General features: G+C 71.9%; 18 protein-coding genes. 7 read left to right on the top strand and 11 right to left on the bottom strand.

Going from position 1 to position 17,195, the window contains the following annotated elements; genetic code table 11:
* The first annotated feature begins 105 nt into the window (after positions 1–105).
* The 4 genes from ADK86_RS34435 to ADK86_RS34420 all read left to right on the top strand — a co-directional run bounded on the left by ADK86_RS34435 (position 106) and on the right by ADK86_RS34420 (position 3,362).
* Entirely contained in the window at positions 106–1,815 is a 1,710-nt protein-coding gene (locus tag ADK86_RS34435; RefSeq protein WP_420718900.1) for an ATP-binding protein, read from the top strand.
* On the top strand, positions 1,812–2,477 hold the full coding sequence (locus ADK86_RS34430; protein ID WP_078952451.1) for a hypothetical protein: 666 nt from the start codon (positions 1,812–1,814) through the stop codon (positions 2,475–2,477). Before ADK86_RS34435 ends, ADK86_RS34430 begins: the two co-directional genes overlap by 4 nt.
* 115 nt (positions 2,478–2,592) lie before the next feature.
* Positions 2,593–3,105, top strand: a complete 513-nt coding sequence (locus ADK86_RS34425; RefSeq protein WP_199821596.1) for a VanZ family protein — start codon at positions 2,593–2,595, stop codon at positions 3,103–3,105.
* Between the two features lie 50 nt (positions 3,106–3,155).
* Positions 3,156–3,362: a PspC domain-containing protein gene (locus tag ADK86_RS34420; protein WP_030586649.1), complete on the top strand. Its 207-nt coding sequence runs from the start codon at positions 3,156–3,158 to the stop codon at positions 3,360–3,362.
* Positions 3,363–3,470: 108 nt separating this feature from the next.
* Here ADK86_RS34420 and ADK86_RS34415 read toward each other — a convergent pair whose 3' ends face one another.
* Positions 3,471–3,752: a hypothetical protein gene (locus tag ADK86_RS34415; protein ID WP_053700143.1), complete on the bottom strand. Its 282-nt coding sequence runs from the start codon at positions 3,750–3,752 to the stop codon at positions 3,471–3,473.
* A 139-nt stretch (positions 3,753–3,891) separates the two neighbouring features.
* Entirely contained in the window at positions 3,892–5,052 is a 1,161-nt protein-coding gene (locus ADK86_RS34410) for an adenosine deaminase (protein ID WP_053700142.1), read from the bottom strand.
* A 103-nt stretch (positions 5,053–5,155) separates the two neighbouring features.
* Here ADK86_RS34410 and ADK86_RS34405 point away from each other — a divergent pair, with 103 nt between their 5' ends.
* Together ADK86_RS34405 and ADK86_RS34400 are read left to right on the top strand one after the other, a co-directional pair.
* On the top strand, positions 5,156–5,923 hold the full coding sequence (locus tag ADK86_RS34405) for a hypothetical protein (protein ID WP_030586641.1): 768 nt from the start codon (positions 5,156–5,158) through the stop codon (positions 5,921–5,923).
* 148 nt (positions 5,924–6,071) lie between these two features.
* The gene (locus ADK86_RS34400; RefSeq protein WP_053700141.1) at positions 6,072–6,482 is read left to right on the top strand and encodes a VOC family protein; all 411 of its coding nucleotides are present in this window, start codon (positions 6,072–6,074) and stop codon (positions 6,480–6,482) included.
* 15 nt (positions 6,483–6,497) lie between these two features.
* Here ADK86_RS34400 and ADK86_RS34395 read toward each other — a convergent pair whose 3' ends face one another.
* Entirely contained in the window at positions 6,498–7,502 is a 1,005-nt protein-coding gene (locus ADK86_RS34395; protein WP_078952450.1) for a LysR family transcriptional regulator, read from the bottom strand.
* 62 nt (positions 7,503–7,564) lie between these two features.
* Here ADK86_RS34395 and ADK86_RS34390 point away from each other — a divergent pair, with 62 nt between their 5' ends.
* The gene (locus ADK86_RS34390) at positions 7,565–8,899 is read left to right on the top strand and encodes an MFS transporter (protein WP_053700140.1); all 1,335 of its coding nucleotides are present in this window, start codon (positions 7,565–7,567) and stop codon (positions 8,897–8,899) included.
* Positions 8,900–8,959: 60 nt separating this feature from the next.
* On the opposite strand, the gene ADK86_RS34385 is transcribed toward ADK86_RS34390, so the two are convergent.
* From ADK86_RS34385 to ADK86_RS34350, 8 genes are all read right to left on the bottom strand, one after another.
* Positions 8,960–9,493: a Uma2 family endonuclease gene (locus ADK86_RS34385; RefSeq protein WP_053700139.1), complete on the bottom strand. Its 534-nt coding sequence runs from the start codon at positions 9,491–9,493 to the stop codon at positions 8,960–8,962.
* 169 nt (positions 9,494–9,662) lie between these two features.
* Positions 9,663–9,884 carry a DUF2945 domain-containing protein gene (locus ADK86_RS34380; RefSeq protein ID WP_053700138.1) on the bottom strand — a complete coding sequence of 74 codons (222 nt, stop codon included), beginning with the start codon at positions 9,882–9,884 and terminating at the stop codon, positions 9,663–9,665.
* Between the two features lie 106 nt (positions 9,885–9,990).
* Positions 9,991–11,268, bottom strand: a complete 1,278-nt coding sequence (locus ADK86_RS34375; protein WP_053700137.1) for a thymidine phosphorylase — start codon at positions 11,266–11,268, stop codon at positions 9,991–9,993.
* Positions 11,269–11,415: 147 nt separating this feature from the next.
* Positions 11,416–11,823: a cytidine deaminase gene (locus tag ADK86_RS34370; RefSeq protein WP_053700136.1), complete on the bottom strand. Its 408-nt coding sequence runs from the start codon at positions 11,821–11,823 to the stop codon at positions 11,416–11,418.
* Positions 11,824–11,837: 14 nt separating this feature from the next.
* Positions 11,838–13,121, bottom strand: a complete 1,284-nt coding sequence (locus tag ADK86_RS34365; protein WP_053700135.1) for an ABC transporter permease — start codon at positions 13,119–13,121, stop codon at positions 11,838–11,840.
* Positions 13,118–14,242 carry an ABC transporter permease gene (locus ADK86_RS34360; RefSeq protein ID WP_053700134.1) on the bottom strand — a complete coding sequence of 375 codons (1,125 nt, stop codon included), beginning with the start codon at positions 14,240–14,242 and terminating at the stop codon, positions 13,118–13,120. The genes ADK86_RS34365 and ADK86_RS34360 overlap by 4 nt, the downstream gene beginning before the upstream one ends.
* Positions 14,239–15,750, bottom strand: coding sequence for an ABC transporter ATP-binding protein (locus tag ADK86_RS34355; protein ID WP_053700133.1), 1,512 nt, complete (start codon positions 15,748–15,750; stop codon positions 14,239–14,241). Before ADK86_RS34355 ends, ADK86_RS34360 begins: the two co-directional genes overlap by 4 nt.
* Positions 15,751–16,046: 296 nt before the next feature.
* Positions 16,047–17,078: a BMP family lipoprotein gene (locus ADK86_RS34350; protein WP_030376293.1), complete on the bottom strand. Its 1,032-nt coding sequence runs from the start codon at positions 17,076–17,078 to the stop codon at positions 16,047–16,049.
* Positions 17,079–17,195: the final 117 nt, after the last annotated feature.

The raw sequence follows: 17,195 nt of genomic DNA, 5'->3' as shown, positions 1-17,195 counted from the left end.
GGGCGCGCGGGCGGCCGTACGGCGGACGACACGGAGCGGACCGCCGACGGCACGGCCGACGAGGGCACGTCCGGGCCGGAGCGCTCCTCGCTGCTCGTACGGTGCGTGCGGGCGCTCGGCCTGCTGCGCTGGACCAGTCTGCGGCTGCGGCTGGTCTTCGTCTTCGCGCTGGTCGCGCTGACCGCGGCGGTCTCCGCCTCCGGCATCGCGTACTGGCTCAACCGCAACACGGTGCTGGACCGCACCCAGAACTCCGCGCTCAACGACTTCCGCAAGTCGCTGGAGGACAGCACCCGCTCGCTGCCGCTGCGCCCGCGCTGCGCGGAGCTTCAGGACGCCGCACGGCAGATGGCGGGCGGGCCGCAGAACTACGCCGTACTGCTCGTCACGCGCGGCGCTGACGGCCGGCAGTGCGTCGCGACCACCGACAAGGACCTCTTCACGCTCAAGACGGTGCCGCAGTCGCTCCAGACCGCGGTCAACGAGAAGCGCGCGCTCGACGACGGCAACCGGGTGCCGTACCACATGTACTGGCAGCGCAAGGAGCTGCACGACACCCCGTACCTGGTCGCCGGTGCCCGGATGAACGGCGGCGGCCCGACCGGCTACATGCTCAAGTCGCTGGCCACCGAGCGCCAGGACCTGAACTCGCTGGCCTGGTCGCTGGGCATCGCCACCGCGCTCGCCCTGGTCGGCTCGGCGCTGCTGGCGCAGGCCGCCGCGACCACCGTGCTGCGGCCGGTGCAGCGCCTGGGCCACGCGGCCCGGCAGCTGGGCGAGGGACGGCTGGACACCCGGCTGCGGGTGACCGGCACCGACGAGCTCGCCGACCTCTCCCGCACCTTCAACCGCACCGCCGAGCGGCTGGAGCAGCGGGTGGCCGAGCTGAGCGGGCGGGAGGCGGCGTCCCGCCGCTTCGTCGCCGACATGTCGCACGAGCTGCGCACGCCGCTGACGGCGATCACCGCGGTCACCGAGGTGCTGGAGGAAGAGGAGGACTCCCTCGACCCGATGATCGCGCCCGCGGTGAAGCTGGTGGTCAGCGAGACCCGGCGGCTGAACGACCTGGTGGAGAACCTGATGGAGGTCACCCGCTTCGACGCGGGGACGGCACGGCTGGTGCAGGACGACGTGGACGTGGCGGACCAGGTGACCGCGTGCATCGACGCGCGGGCCTGGCTGGACGCGGTCGAGCTGGACGCCGAGCGCGGCATCGTGGCCCGCCTGGACCCGCGCCGCCTGGACGTCATCCTCGCCAACCTCATCGGCAACGCGCTCAAGCACGGCGGCTCGCCGGTCCGGGTGTCCGTACGGACGGAGACCACACCGGACGGCGAGGACCTGCTGATCCGGGTACGCGACCACGGCCCCGGCATCCCGCAGGAGGTCCTGCCGCACGTCTTCGACCGCTTCTACAAGGCGAGCGCGTCCCGGCCGCGGTCGGAGGGCAGCGGCCTGGGCCTGTCGATCGCCCTGGAGAACGCGCACATCCACGGCGGCGAGATCACCGCCGCGAACTCGCCGGAGGGCGGCGCGGTCTTCACGCTGCGGCTGCCGATGGGGACCGGAGGGGCGACGGAGGAGGGGCAGGAGGACGGACAGGGGTCCGCGCAGGAGGCGTCGGAGACGCCGAAGGCGCCGACGTCGAAGGCCCCGGAGGCGTCGGACGGGACCGCCGTATCGGAGCGTGCGGAAGACGCGGACCCGGGTACGGGCTCCGGCTCCGCGCCCGACCCCGGCTCCGCATCCGACACCGGCCCGGACTCCGGCCCCGACTCAGGCCCCCGCCGCAAGGAAGGCGGTGACCGCCGATGACCTGGCTTCTCCGGAGCACCCGCACCCCGTCCGGCCGCCGGCCCGGGTCCCGCCCCCGGGCCGCCGCGCTGGCCGCCGTCGCCCTGGCCGCCCTCGTGCCGGCCCTCGCGAGCTGCGGCATCCGCGGTACGTCCGTACCGGTCGACGCCGGTGCCGCGCCCTCCCGCGTCAGCTGCAAGGTTCCTGCGGGCTCGGTGGCCCCGGCCCAGCCGGACAGTTCCCCGGTCACCGTCTATCTGGTGTGCAGCTCGACGCTGGCGCCGGTGGAGCGGACCGTGACGTATCCGAAGCAGCGGCCGGCCGACCGCCTCCAGGTGGCCCGTGCCCTGCTGGACGAGCTCCAGGAGCAGCCGGGGGCCGTCGAGGAGGAGGCCGGGTTCAGTACGGCGGTGCCCGAAGACCTGGAGGTGAACGGGCCGCGCGCGGGCGATCCGCAGGAGGCGCTGCGGCTGAGCGTGCGGCCGGAGGACCTGCCGTCCTTCGCGCTCGCCCAGCTCGCGTGCACATTCGGTGAGAGCGGCGCCCTGGGCCGCACGCACGCCGCGGTGCTGGGCGGTCCCGGCGACGGCGACCCGCAGCGTTACGCCTGCTCGGCAGAGGTGCGTACGCACCCGGAGAGCGTGCCGGGCACCGCGTGGGGCAGCCCCGCACCGGGGAACTGAGGGCTCCTTGAGGGCGGCGGGCAGGGTCACCGGTCCTTACGGAACCACGGCCGCCGGTAGGCGCGTCCTGGCCTGTGTGCAGGGTCATGGCCGCGGCGGTTCCGCCGCCCTCCGTATGCGCGCCGCGGGAGCCGTCCTCCTGGTGGCGCATCTGCTGATCGTCGGCTGGCTGACGCTGCGCCCCCGTACGGTCCCCTGGGTGCCCGCCGCGAACTTCCGGCCGCTGGCGACGATCCGTGCCGAGCTGGCGCACGGCCCGTGGGAGGCCGTGCAGAACCTCGGGGGCGCGGTGCTGCTGCTGGCGCCGCTGGGCATCCTGCTGCCGATGGCGGCCGGGCGCCTGAACGTTTCTCCGCTGGGCTCGCTGGCCCGTACGGTCTTCACCGGCGCGATGGTCTCGCTGAGCATCGAACTGTTCCAGGCCGGGGTGCCCGGCCGGGTGCCGGACGTGGACATGGTGCTGCTCAACACCGCCGGGGTAGCACTCGCGCACCTGCTGGTCGTACCAGGGTTCCGGTCCCGGCTACGCCGCAAGGATGATCCCCCCGCCCGCCCGGCCCCCACCATGACCAGGGTCGGTATCGCACCGCAGGCCGACGCCCTGTCGGGTTCCCGGACCTACCTTTGAGACATCGGGGCGAACGGCTCCGAACCGCAGTCGAGAAGGAGTGGAGAACCATGGCCGCCGCACTGGTCCGCCCCCGCAACAACAGGATGATCGCCGGAGTGTGCGCGGGCCTGGCGCAGCGCTTCGGCACCACGCCCGCGACGATGCGAGTGATCTTCCTTCTCTCGTGTCTGCTGCCCGGCCCGCAGTTCCTGCTCTACCTGGGCCTGTGGCTGTTCATCCCCTCGGAGAAGAACGCGAGCCGCACCGCCTGGTGACCGGGCGCCACGGGAGCGCACACATGGCCGTGCCCCGGCCCGTACGTGTCGTACGGGCCGGGGCACGGCCACTCCCGCTCCGGGACGGACCGCCGCGTCCGGCGGGCCTCAGCCGAGGGCCGGCAGGGCCTTGGTCACACCGCCCGCAGGCAGGCCGCCGAGCAGGTTGCCCTTGTTGTTGGCCTTCAGGCTGTGGTCGGAGCCCTTGTCGGTGATGCCCTTGGCGGTCTTCTCGACCGGCAGGTTCTGCACGGCCTGGAGCGCGCCGGCGACATCGGCCGCCGGGACCGTCCCGGCCGGCGTGGCGGCGGAAGCGGTCCCGGCCGCGGTGGCGGCGAAGGCGACACCGACGGCCGCGGCACCGAGCGTCTTGATGGTTCCCTGCTTCATGGAAATACATCCTTGTGATGGGAGTTTGACCGGCACCGGAATCTAGCCAGGCCACCGACACGCCGCAAACACCCGGCGGAGCGGAAATGCGACCGGCGCTTGACACACCAGTCACATTTCGCAGCCGCAGTCGCCCCGGTTACTCGGAGCGATATTCGCTGATCACCGCGGGTACGGTGTCCACGTGCTGGAACAGCCATTCGGAGCGCAGTTCCGCGTAACCCGGCTTGATGACATCGTTGATCATCGCCAGCCGTTCATCGAAAGGAATGAACGCGCTCTTCATCGCATTGACGGTGAACCACTGCATGTCGTCGAGCGTGTATCGAAATGTCTCCACCAGGTGCTCGAATTCCCGGGACATGCTGGTGCCGCTCATCAGACGGTTGTCGGTGTTGACCGTCAGACGGAACTGCAGACGGCGCAGCAGGCCGATCGGGTGCTCCGCGTACGAGGTGGCGGCGCCGGTCTGGAGGTTGGAGGTGGGGCACATCTCCAGCGGGATGCGCTTGTCCCGTACGTACGAGGCCAGCCGGCCCAGCTTCACCGAGCCGTCCTCGGCCACCTCCATGTCGTCGGTGATGCGCACGCCGTGGCCCAGCCGGTCGGCGCCGCACCACTGGAGCGCCTGCCAGATCGACGGCAGGCCGAACGCCTCGCCCGCGTGGATGGTGAAGTGGTTGTTCTCCCGCTTGAGGTACTCGAACGCGTCGAGGTGGCGGGTGGGCGGGAAGCCGGCCTCCGCGCCCGCGATGTCGAAGCCGACGACGCCCAGGTCGCGGTAGCGGTTGGCCAGTTCGGCGATCTCCAGGGCGCGGGCCGCGTGCCGCATGGCGGTCAGCAGCGCGCCGACGCGGATGCGGTGGCCGGCCGCGCGGGCGCGCCGCTCGCCCTCGCGGAAGCCCTCGTTGACCGCCTCGACGACCTCTTCGAGGCTCAGGCCCTTCTCCAGGTGCTGCTCGGGCGCGTAGCGCACCTCGGCGTACACCACGCCGTCGGCCGCGAGGTCCTCGGCGCACTCCGCGGCCACCCGCTTGAGGGCGTCGCGGGTCTGCATGACGGCGCAGGTGTGCGCGAAGGTCTCCAGGTAGCGCTCCAGCGAGCCGGAGTCGGCTGCCTCGCGGAACCAGACGCCGAGCTTTTCGGGGTCGGTCTCGGGCAGGCCGTCGTAGCCCGTCTCGCGGGCCAGGTCGACGACGGTGGCGGGGCGCAGGCCGCCGTCCAGGTGGTCGTGCAGCAGCACCTTGGGCGCGCGGCGGATCTGGTCGCCCGTCGGAAGGTTGGTGGTCTCGCTCGTCATCTCGGCACTGTAGCCCCTACGCGCGTAGAACTTCACGAACGATATCCAACGGTGACCCGTACACGGGGTTTCCCGTGGGCCGCCTTCTGCCATCGTTTCGGTCATGGCTCAGCAAGCGTTGCCGGTGCGCGGTGCCCGGCTGGGAAAACCGCTGGGAGCGGCCGGGGCGGGACGGGCGGTGTGCGGCGTCGCGCTGTTACTGCCCGAGGGCTGCCCGTCCGGCACCCGGCGCCCCTCCCCCCTGTCCACTCTGGCGACCCGCCCGCTGGCCGCCCGGCTGGCCCGCGCGGGGCGGCGCGACGGCCTGGTGGCGCATGTCGTGCACTACCGCTGCCGCGGCTGGAACGGCCCGGCGGCCCACCCGGCGGCGGACGCCGCGTGGGCGCTGGAGGAAGTCGTACGGCGGTACGGCGACGTCCCGGTCTGCCTGGCCGGTACGGGCATGGGCGCACGCGCCGCGCTGCACGCCGCGGGCCACCCGGCGGTCCACTCCGTACTGGCGCTGGCCCCGTGGATTCCCGACCTCGGCCCGGAGGAGAGCGACTCCGTACCGGTGAAGCAGCTCGCCGGCCGGCAGGTGCTGCTCGTCCACGGGACGAACGACGAGCGCACCGACCCCGAGCTGTCCTACCGCTACGCGGAGCGCGCCAAGAAGATCAACCGCGATGTCTGCCGCTTCGAGGTCCACTCGGACGGCCACTCCCTGCACCAGCACCGCTCCGAAGTGCTGGCCCTGGCCGCCGACTTCATGCTGGGCTCGCTGTTCGCCCACGGCTACGCCCGCCCGGTGGCGGACGCGCTGGCGGCACCGCCGCCGCTGGGCCTGCGGATGCCGCTGGCCTCGGGCTTCGGGGAGTCGCTGAAGCACTGAGGGGCCGGGGCGCGGGCTCCGCGCGTCCGGAGCGCCCGCGTCCGCCGAGCGGGCGGCCCTCGCCCGGCGCCGCACCCCTTGCACGGCGCCCGCCCCTGCCTATACTCCGCCCCACCGATCGTCAGTCCGGCCGACCGCAGGGGGTCCGATGCCGAACACGCTCGACCACGTGATCGTCCACTGCCGCGACCAGAAGGCCACCGCCGCCTTCCTCAGCGACCTCATGGACGGCCCCGCGCCCACCGACTGGGGCCCGTTCACCCAGGTGCAGACCGCCAACGGCGTCGGCATCGACTTCCTCGACAGCGCGGTGGAGCCGGACGCGATCAACGGCAGCCATGTCGCGTTCCTGGTCACCGACGAGGAGTTCGACGCGATCTTCGACCGTATCCAGAAGCAGTCGCTGCGCTTCTGGGCCGACCCGTTCCACCGGCGGCAGGGCGAGATCAACCACCGCTGGGGCGGCCGCGGCGTCTACGTCCTCGACCCGGGCGGCACGGTCGCCATCGAGTTCATGACCGTGCAGTACGGCGATCCCGAGGACGCGGGCGAGGAGTGACGGGCGCCTGTCCCCTCACCGGGGGATCAGCTGCCCCCGCCGCCCCAGCAGGAACTTCTTGAACGCCGCCACCGGCGGGGTGTCGGGGTGGCCGTCCATCCAGGCCACCCCGATCTCACGGACCGCGCGCGGCGCCGTGACCGTCAGCTCGGCGACGCCGGGCCGCGGCACGGCGGGCGGCGGCAGCAGTGCCACGCCGAGCCCCGCCGCGACCAGGCCGCGCAGCGTCTCCGCCTCTTCCCCCTCGAACGCGACCTTGGGCGTGAACCCGGCCTCGGCGCACAGCGCGTCGGTGATACGGCGCAGCCCGTACCCCGGCTCCAGGGTGACGAACAGTTCCCCCGCCGCCTCCGCCAGCCGGACGCGCTTGCGGGCGGCCAGCGGATGGTCGTCCGGCACCACCAGCCGCAGCTTCTGCTCGTCCAGGCGGCGGGCGACCAGGTCCGGGTAGTCCGGTACGGGCGAGGTCAGACACAGGTCGAGGTCGCCGGCGCGCAACCGCTCGATCATCGCCTCGCCGTAGTTCTGCACTAGCTGGAAGCGCACCCGCGGATGGTCGGCGCGGAAGGCGCGCAACAGGCCCGGTACGGTTTCCGAGCCCATCGTGTGCAGGAAGCCGAAGGCGACCTTGCCCGCCGTGGGGTCGGTGTCGGCCCGTACGGACTCGGTGGCGCGCTCCACGTCCAGCAGCGCGCGCTCGGTGGAGGCCAGGAAGGCGCGGCCCGCCGGGGTGAGGGAGAGGGTCCGGCCGTGCCGGGCGAAGAGCGCCACGCCGAGGTCGTCCTCCAGACGGACGATGGCGCGGCTGAGGGTGGACTGCGGCATGCCCAGCTCGTGGGCGGCGCGCGTGACGTGCTCGTGGCGCGCGACGGCGGCGAACTGCGCGAGCCGTGGTGTCAGGGCCAGCGCCCATGAATCCACCCCGAGGTCCGCGGTCTCCGCCGGCTCCGCCGTTGCCCGCATGTCTTTTCTGTTGCGGGCTTGCGACAGAGGCTGGCCTGAGCTGCTGTTATGTGCCACAGCATCGATTATGGCGTTTCTATGCATTGGACGCATGAAAGCCGCGGGCTTACGTTCGGATCATGCCTCCCGCTGATACCGGGGCGTCGGCCGCCGCGCGCGCCGACGCCTCCGCGCAGTCGTCCCCCGTCACCTCCCCCACGCCCGCCGCCGACGCGCACCCGGCGCCCGACCCCGAGGCCGCCAAGCTGCACCCGGGCGGCCCCGGCTACCGCCGGATGAGCTTCGCGCTGTTCGCCGCGGGCGTCGCCACCTTCGCGCTCCTGTACTCGACACAGGCGCTGCTCCCCGCGATCTCCGCCGACCTCGCCGTCACCCCCGACCAGGCCAGCTGGACCGTGTCGGCCGCGACCTTCGGCCTGGCCCTGGCCGTCATCCCGCTGAGCGCGCTGTCCGAACGCTTCGGCCGCCGCACGATGATGACCGCCTCCCTGTCGGTCGCCGCGGTGATCGCCATGCTGGTCCCGTTCGCCCCCGACCTGGGCTGGCTGGTCGCGCTGCGCGCCGTCCAGGGCGTGGCGCTGGCCGGACTGCCGGCCTCCGCGATGGCGTTCCTGGCCGAGGAGGTACGGGCCAAGGCGCTGGTCGCCGCGATCGGCCTGTTCGTCGCGGGCAACAGCATCGGCGGCATGTCGGGCCGGATCGTCACGGGCTGGGTGGCCCAGGCGTGGGGCTGGCGCGCGGCGCTGGGCGCGGTCGGCGTGATGGCCGTGGTGTGCGCCGTGACCTTCCGCCTCCTGGTCCCCAAGGCCCGGCACTTCGCCGCCCGCAAGGTCGGACCGCGCGCGCTGGCCCGCACCCTCGGCGGCCACCTCTCCGACCCGCTGCTGCGCCGCCTGTACGGCATCGGCGCCCTCTTCATGACGGTCTTCGGCGCGGTCTACACGGTCATCGGCTACCGCCTCGTCGACGAACCCTTCAACCTCCCCCAGGGCATCGTCGGCTCGATCTTCCTGATCTACCTCGTCGGCACGGTCTCCTCCGCCGCCGCGGGCCGCCTGGTCGGCCGCGTCGGCCGGCGCGGAGCCCTCTACCTCGCCGTCGGCACCACGGCGGCGGGCCTCCTGCTCACCCTCACCGCATCGCTCGTAGCGGTCCTGCTGGGCCTGGTCCTGATCACCGCCGGCTTCTTCGCGGGCCACGCGGTGGCGTCGTCCTCCGTGAGCCGCGCGGCGAAGACGGCACGCGCGCAGGCGTCCGCGCTGTACCAGTGCGCGTACTACGTCGGCAGCAGCATCGGCGGCGCGCTCGGCGCGGCGGCGTTCTACGCGGGCGGCTGGGAGGCCACCGTGGCCCTGGGCCTGGCCGCGATGGTGGGCGCCGCGTCGATCACGCTGTACGCGACGCGCAAGGCGATGGCGGAACGCCGCGTCCCCCACCTGCGCAAGGCCGCGTAGCGGCCCCTCGCAGCCCGAAGGGCCCGTCCCGCCACCTGTCCTGGTGGGGTGGGCCCTTCGTCATCCGACGGGGAACAGCGAGGTGTCGACGGTGACGTCGAACGGTGCGGGCAGCCGCAGCTCGTCGCCGTACTTCACCATCTCCAGCACCCGGTACGAGCCGCCCTCCGGCTCGCCGTACAGGGTCGCGGTCGGCCTGCCGGAGTGCCAGGGGTCCAGGAGGAGGTAGAGGGGGACGCCGGTGGCAGCGTAGGCGTGGAGCTTTTCTACGCGGTCGTGGTGCGCCCCGCTCCAGGAGGTGACTTCGGCGACGAGCCGGGGTACGTCCGCCGCGCACCGTTTCTTGGGGACGACCGACACGTCCGGGACGAACAGTCCGCGCGCACCGGCAAGCGTCAGCTCCAGGGCCTGGTAGATCCCCCAGTCGCGGGGAATGACGGTGTACAGCAGGCGCTGGAGCTCATCCACCGTGTCGTTGTGGGCGCCGTCCGGTGGGGGCTCCACCACGACGAGTCCCCCGACGATCTGCACCTTGCAGCCCTCGGGCCACTTCGCCTCCCGCCGGAACCGGGTCAGCTCGTCCCACACCACCATGAGGCCCCCTCAAGTCGCCAGGCCCCGACCTCAGCACGCCCCGCCGGACCGGGGGCGTCCGGCCGCCCCCGTTCACCCGAACGATTCCTCCCTCACCCCTTCAACGGAGCATGCCCCCTCGAAGCCGTGCCAGACGGAGTCCCGGTCGTCCTGCGTCTTCGCCACGGCCTCAGGACCGCTTCTTCAGGGCGCCGGGCTTGTGCACGGCCGAGCCGCCGGACTTCTCGCTGCGGACCTTGTACTGCGGCTCGTCCGGCGAGGCGTCCACCGTGCGGCCCGCCTCCTCCGTACGCCCGGTGATCTTCTTCTCCACCTTGCCCACGGCCTCACTGCCGTGGCTCTTCCAGGTGACCTTGTCGCCCTTGCCGAAGTCGTCCTTCTTCTTGGCCATCGCCGCTCTCCTCGTCAGGTGCTTCCAGCACACCACCGGTCGCAGCGCGGCGCGCGCCGGGCGCGCCCCCGAGGGGCACGCCCGGCGGCCGTGGCGGGGGGCCGGATCAGCCGATGCGGTCCAGCACCACCGGCCGCGGCGTGAACTCCGTGCCGGGCGGGGCGATGAGGACGCCGCCGTCGAGGGCTTCGAGGGCGTAGGGGAGTTTTTCGGGGGTGTCGGTGTGGAGGGTGAGGAGGGGCTGGCCCTCCTTGACCTCGTCGCCGGGCTTGGCGTGGAGTTCGATGCCCGCACCCGCCTGCACCGGGTCCTCCTTGCGGGCGCGGCCCGCGCCCAGGCGCCAGGCGGAGACGCCCACGGCGTACGCGTCGAGGGTGGTGAGGACGCCGGAGGAGGCGGCGTTGACGGTGTGCTGCTCGCGGGCGACCGGGAGCGGCGCGTCGGGGTCGCCGCCCTGGGCCTGGATCATGCGGCGCCAGTGGTCCATGGCGGAGCCGTCGGCGAGGGCCTTGGCCGGATCGGCGTCCTTCAGTCCCGCCGCGTCGAGCATTTCACGGGCCAGGGCCAGGGTGAGTTCGACGACGTCGGCCGGGCCGCCGCCCGCCAGGACCTCGACGGACTCGCGGACTTCGAGGGCGTTGCCGGCGGTCAGGCCGAGCGGGGTGGACATGTCGGTGAGCAGGGCGGAGGTCCGTACACCGTGGTCGGTGCCGAGTTCGACCATGGTGGTGGCGAGTTCGCGGGCGTCCTCGATGGTCTTCATGAAGGCGCCGGAGCCGACCTTGACGTCCAGGACGAGCGAGCCGGTGCCCTCGGCGATCTTCTTGGACATGATCGAGGACGCGATGAGCGGGATGGCCTCGACGGTGCCGGTGACGTCGCGCAGCGCGTAGAGCTTCTTGTCGGCGGGGGCCAGGCCGTCGCCCGCCGCGCAGATGACGGAGCCGACGCGGTCCAGTACGTCCATCATCTCGGCGTTGGACAGCAGCGCGCGCCAGCCGGGGATGGACTCCAGCTTGTCGAGGGTGCCGCCGGTGTGGCCGAGGCCGCGGCCGGAGAGCTGCGGTACGGCGGCGCCGCAGGCGGCGACGAGAGGCGCGAGCGGCAGCGTGATCTTGTCGCCGACGCCGCCGGTGGAGTGCTTGTCCGCGGTCGGGCGGGCCAGCGTGGAGAAGTTCATCCGCTCGCCGGAGGCGATCATGGCGGCGGTCCAGCGGGCGATCTCCGTACGGTTCATGCCGTTGAGGAAGATCGCCATCGCCAGGGCCGACATCTGCTCGTGGGCGACCTCGCCGCGCGTATAGGCGTCGATGACCCAGTCGATCTGCTCGGGGGTCAGCTCCTGCTTGTCGCGCTTCGCGCGGATGACCGAGATGACGTCCATCTGGGCTTCCTTTCCGTGGAACGGCCGGCTCAGCCCGTCCCTGTACCCGGGAACGACGCGGCGAGCGGGCGCACACAGTTCTACACGCATAGAGCCCGGAGATCGAGAGGCCCGCACCGCTGGGGTGCGGTGCGGGCCGGTGATCCGCTAGCGGGCCAGGTGCTGGGGGCCGAACGCGTCGGGGAGCAGGTCGCTCAGGCGCCGTACGCCCGCGTCCCCGCCGTCGATCAGGAGGTCGGGGCCGCCGTGCTCGTACAGCAGCTGGCGGCAACGGCCGCACGGGACCAGCAGCTCACCCCGGCCGTCCACGCAGGTGAAGGCGGTCAGCCGGCCGCCGCCGGTGGCGGCCAGCGCGGAGACCAGGCCGCATTCGGCGCACAGGCCCAGTCCGTACGAGGCGTTCTCGACGTTGCAGCCGACGACCGTACGCCCGTCGTCGGCCAGGGCCGCCGCGCCGACCGGGTAGCCGGAGTACGGGGCGTACGCCCGGGACATCGCGTCCCGGGCCGCCTCGCGGAGCTCTTCCCAGTCGACCGGCGCCCGGCCCTCGTCCATCGGGCCGTCGTGCGTCATGTGCCCTGCCCCCGCCGGTACGGCTTGCCGTTGGCCTTCGGGGGTCGCAGCCGTTGCGCGAACAGGGCCAGCACCAGCAGCGTGGCGATGTACGGGCTGGCCTCGACCAGCTCCAGCGGCACCGCGTCGGTCGCGAAGTACCAGAGCACGAGGAGCACCGCCGCGGCGCCGGAGACCGCCGCCTGCGCGCGCTTGGCGGCGCGCAGGCGGAACAGCGCCAGTACGGCGAGCAGCGCGGCCAGACCCAGCAGCAGGGCGTGTACGGTCGGGCCGCCGCTGCGCAGCTGCATGGCGTCCATGAAGCCGAACAGTCCGGCGCCCATCGCGACGCCACCGGGCCGCCAGTTGCCGAAGATCATCGTGGCCAGGCCGATGTAGCCGCGGCCGCCGGTCTGCCCGTCCTGGTAGAAGTGCGTGCTGATCGAGAGGAACGCGCCGCCGAGGCCGGCCAGCGCGCCGGAGACCAGCACCGCCGCGTACTTGTACGTGTAGACGTTGACGCCCAGCGACTCGGCCGAGACCGGCGCCTCGCCGCAGGAGCGCAGGCGCAGGCCGAAGGACGAGCGCCACAGCAGGTAGAAGGTGCCGACGAAGAGCAGGACGGCCAGCACGGTGAGCCAGGAGACGTTGGTGACCAGGCCGCCGAGGATGCCGGCCACGTCGGAGACGAGGAACCAGTGGTGGTTCTCGACCGACTGCAGCCAGTCCGAGAGGCCCGGGATGCTGAACGTCGGCATGTCGGCCATCGGCGGCGACTGCTTGTCGTTGCCGCCCGCCTGCATCGCGGCGCTGCCCTCGGCCCCGAACCAGAGCGTGGCCAGGTACTGCGTGGCGCCCAGCGCCAGGATGTTGATGGCGACACCGGAGACGATGTGGTCGACGCCGAAGGTGACGGTGGCGATCGCGTGCACCAGGCCGCCGAGCGCGCCGCCCAGGATGCCGATGGCCGCGGCGGCCCACGGGCCGTGCTGCCAGCCGACCCAGCCGGCCGCGAACGAGCCGAGCATCATCATGCCTTCGAGGCCGATGTTGACCACGCCGGCCCGCTCGGCCCACAGGCCGCCGAGACCGGCCAGGCCGATCGAGGTGGCGGCGGCGAGCGCCGCGCTGAACTGTCCGGCGGAGGTCAGGTCGTTGGTGCCGGTGACCGCGCGCAGCACGGACACCGCGACGATCGCCCCGGCGACGATCAGCAGGATCACCGGGTAGGTCAGCTTGCGGCGTCCGCCGCCCGACGCGGTGGCGCCGGGCCGGGCCGCGGGCTTGAGTTCGGTACTCACGCGGTCGCCTCCGCCTTGTCGTTCTCGTTGGCACGGGCCTGGGCGGCCAGTTCCTCGCCGACCTTGCGCTGCTGGGCGCGCAGCCCGTAGCGGCGCACGATCTCGTACGCGATGACCACGCACAGCACGATCACGCCCTGGATGACGCCGACGATCTCCTGCGCGTACCCCTCGAACTCCAGGCGGGAGCCGGTGCGGTCGAGGAACGCCCACAGCAGGGCGCCGAAGGCCATGCCCACCGGGTGGTTGCGGCCCAGCAGCGCGATGGCGATGCCGGTGAAGCCGATGCCGGCCGGGAAGTCGGTGCCGTAGTTGAAGGACTCGCCGAGCAGCGTGGGCATGCCGACCAGACCGGCCGCGGCGCCCGAGAGCAGCATCGAGATGACGATCATCCGCTTGACGCTGACGCCGCTGGCCTCGGCGGCCGGCTCGGAGGCGCCCACCGCGCGCAGGTCGAAACCGAAGCGGGTGCGGTTGAGCACGAACCAGTAGACGAACCCGGCCAGCGCCGCGATCACCACGAAGCCGTAGACCGGCTTGGGGTGGGTCGGGAAGCTGAAGAAGTGGCTGGACTCCGGCAGGAACTTGGTGTGCAGGAGGTTGCCGTCCTTGATAGCGAGACGGCCGTCCTGGAGGAAGTAGCCGATCACCGAGGCGGCGATGGCGTTCAGCATGATCGTGGTGATCACCTCGCTGACGCCGCGCGAGGTCTTCAGTACGCCCGCGATGCCCGACCACAGCGCGCCCACCAGCATCGCGATGACGATGAGCAGGATGATCTGGAGGGCGCCGGGCAGTGCGATCGCGCCGCCGACCGCGGCGGCCGCGAAGGCCGCGAGCCGGTACTGCCCGTCCACACCGATGTTGAAGAGGTTCATGCGGAAGCCGATGGCGACCGCCAGTGCCGACAGGTAGTACGGCACCGCCTTGTTGATGATCCAGACCTGGCTGTCGCTGTAGTGGCCGTAGTCGGCCATGATCCAGTAGGCCCGCAGCGGGTTCTCGCCCGAGGCCAGGAAGACCAGCGAACTGATGACGAACGCGGCGGCGATGGCCAGCAGCGGCGCGGCGAGCGCCAGCAGCACCTTGTCCTTGGTCAGCGACCTGGTGAGCGTCTTCACTCCCGGTCACCGCCCTCGCGGGTGTCAGCGTCTTCAGCGGTGAGGTGACCGCTGGCGGCACCGGTCATGGCCGAGCCCAACTCCTCCGGGGTGATGGTCGCGGGGTCGGCGTCCGCGACCAGCCGGCCCCGGTACATCACCCGCAGGGTGTCGGAGAGCCCGATCAGCTCGTCCAGGTCAGCAGAGATCAGCAGCACCGCCAGGCCCTCCCGGCGCGCGGCACGGATCTGCTCCCAGATCTGCGCCTGCGCGCCGACGTCCACGCCCCGCGTGGGGTGGGCGGCGATCAGCAGCTTGGGGTGGTGGCTCATCTCGCGGCCGACGATCAGCTTCTGCTGGTTGCCGCCGGACAGCGAGGCCGCCGTCACCTCGATGCCGGGCGTCCGCACGTCGTACTCGGCGACGATCCGCTCGGTGTCCTTGCGGGCCGCGGCCAGGTCGAGCAGCCGGCCCTTGCTGTTGGGGCGCTCGGTGACATGCCCGAGGATGCGGTTCTCCCACAGGGGTGCTTCCAGGAGCAGCGCGTGCCGGTGGCGGTCCTCGGGTACGTACCCGATGCCGCCCTCGCGGCGCTTGCGGGTGCTGGCCCGGGTCAGGTCCTGACCGTCCAGCGTCACGGTGCCGCCGTCCAGGGTGCGGGTGCCCATGATCGCCTCGACCAGTTCGGCCTGGCCGTTGCCCTCGACACCGGCGACGCCCAGCACCTCGCCCTTGTGGATGGTGAAGGTGATCCCGTCCAGCACGGTGCGGACGACTCCGTCGGAGTCGGTGGCGCACAGCCGGAGGTCTTCGACCCCCAGCATCGGCGTGTCCGTCACCGTCGACTCGCGCGTCTCCGGCGACGGCAGCTCGCTGCCCACCATCAGCTCCGCGAGCTGCTTCGGCGTGGTCTTCGACGGCTCCACGGAGGCGACGGTGGTGCCCCGGCGGATGACCGTGATGTCGTCCGCGACCGACAGCACCTCGCCCAGCTTGTGCGAGATGAAGATGACGGTCAGGCCCTCCGACTTCAGCTCCCGCAGGTTGTCGAACAGCGCGTCGACCTCCTGCGGGACGAGGACCGCGGTCGGCTCGTCGAGGATGAGCGTACGGGCGCCGCGGTAGAGGACCTTCAGGATCTCCACCCGCTGGCGGTCCGCGACACCGAGGTCCTCCACGAGGACATCGGGCCGGATGGCCAGGCCGTACGCGTCCGAGATCTCCATGATCTTCGTACGGGCCTTGGCGCCGATGCCGTGCAGCTTCTCCGCGCCGAGCACGACGTTCTCCAGGACGGAGAGGTTGTCGGCGAGCATGAAGTGCTGGTGCACCATGCCGATGCCGCGGGCGATGGCGTCCGCGGGGGTGCTGAGCGCCGCCTGCTCGCCGTCGAGCGTGATGGTGCCCTCGTCCGGCTTCTGCATGCCGTAAAGGATCTTCATCAGCGTCGACTTGCCCGCGCCGTTCTCGCCGCACAGGGCGTGCACGGTGCCGCGGCGGACGGTCAGGTCGATGTCATGGTTGGCCACGACACCGGGGAACCGCTTGGTGATGCCGCGGAGTTCGACGGCGGCGGAGCCCGGCTCGGCCGGGCGGCTGATCGTGGGTGCTGCGTTGATGGCGCACTCCCCTCGGGGATCTTGTCCTGGACATGTCCTCGGACACGTCCTTGGCGGACGGCATGTCCTTGGCGGACGGCGTGTTCTGGGCAGGCGGCGGGGGCGGGGGCCGGCCGCGGGGCGGGGCGGCCGGGGTGCGATGCCGCGGCCGCGGTGGGGCGGGACGGTGCCGGTCCGCGGTGCGGTCCGGTCCGGGCAGCGCCCTGCTACGGCGTCTCCTTGACCTTCACCTTGCCCTCGACGATCTTCTGGCGGGCGGCGTCGATCTGCGGCTGGATGTCCTTGATGAAGCCGCCCGAGGTGGCGAGCGTGACGCCCTTCTTCTTCATGTCGTACGCGTGCACGCCCGTCAGCGGCTTGCCGTCCTCGACACTCTTGATCAGGTCGAACACCGCCACGTCGACGTTCTTGACCACCGACGTCAAAATGCAGTCCTTGTACTTCGCCAGACCCGGCTGCAGATACTGGTCGGAGTCCACACCGATCGCCCAGGCACCCTTGCGCTTGCTGATCGCCTCGATGGCGCCCGCGCCCGACTGGCCCGCAGCGGAATAGATCACGTCGATACCGCTGTCCAGCATGCCGCCCGCCTTGGCCTTGGCGGCGGCAGGGTCGTTGAACCCCTTGTCGTTGTTCGGGTACAGGTACTGCGAGGTGACCTTGGTCTTCGGGTCGGTGTCCCGTACACCCTGCTCGAACCCGGCCTGGAACTTCTGGATCAGCGCGTTGTTCACACCGCCGATGAAGCCGACCTTGTGGTTCTTGCTCTTGAGCGCGGCGGCGACACCCGCCAGATACGAGCCCTCGTGCTCCGCGAAGACCATCGCGTCCACGTTCTTGCCCTGCGGCACGGCGTCGACCACCCCGAAAGTCGTCTCCGGGAAGTCCTTGGCGACGTTCTCGATGGACCGGCTGTAGGCGAACCCGACACCTATGACCGGGTTGTACCCGGCCTCCGCGAACGACGACAGCCGCTGCTCACGGTCCGCCTCCGTCTCACCGTTCTTCGCCGTGAGCATCTTGACGTTGACGCCCAGCTTCTTGCGGGCATTCTCGGTGCCGCGGGCGGCCGCCTCGTTGAAGGAGTGGTCGTCCCGCCCACCGATGTCGAAAGCGAGCCCGACACCGGCATGACTGGCGCGATTCGCCTCGGCAAAACTCTGACCGCAAGCGGTGGCGGTGAGCGCGAGAAGCGCGGAAGCGCTGGCCGCGGCGGCAAACCTGGTGACCCGACGCAAGGGGCCTTTCCCTTCGCTCGAAGCGCCTACGCTGGCGCGGTGCGCCCACGGGGGGCGCGGTAGCGCCCGGGGTGGCGCTGGCTTTACGGGAGATTAACGCGCGTAGACCTGGCGCAA

Origin of the sequence: Streptomyces sp. NRRL F-5755 (genome assembly GCF_001279365.1) — a bacterium.
GTDB lineage: Bacteria > Actinomycetota > Actinomycetes > Streptomycetales > Streptomycetaceae > Streptomyces > Streptomyces rimosus.
Note: the sequence above shows the minus strand (reverse complement) of the source record. Positions and strands in the feature narration are given on the sequence as shown.